Source organism: Streptomyces sp. P17, from assembly GCF_032436805.1.
Lineage (GTDB): Bacteria > Actinomycetota > Actinomycetes > Streptomycetales > Streptomycetaceae > Streptomyces.
In genome coordinates, this window is sequence record NZ_JAVRBF010000684.1 from 1 (window position 1) to 280 (window position 280).

A 280-nucleotide genomic window follows, 5' to 3' on the forward strand; every position below is an offset into this window, starting at 1 on the left:
TCTTCAGCCTTCTTTTCAACACGTGAGATTGGCCCCCGCTTGGTGAGAAACCGCGACCTGAGGTCAAATGATGATCTTGTGTTCTATTCAGGGGCCTTTGCGGATCAGTTCCTTCTCTATGATGGTGACATTCTGATCGGCATGGATGGCGATTTTTCACCCACGATATGGTCAGGCGGGACCGCCCTGCTCAACCAACGAGTCGGGCGCCTCAAGGCGCTTGCAAAGATTGATCTCCGCTTCTGCTATTATGTTCTTCAGGATGAATTGAAGAAGATCG

At 50.7% G+C, this 280-nt stretch carries 1 pseudogene; it reads left to right on the top strand.

What is annotated here, in order from left to right:
- Window positions 1-280: pseudogene (locus RMT89_RS42575) on the top strand (hypothetical protein); the annotation flags it as partial.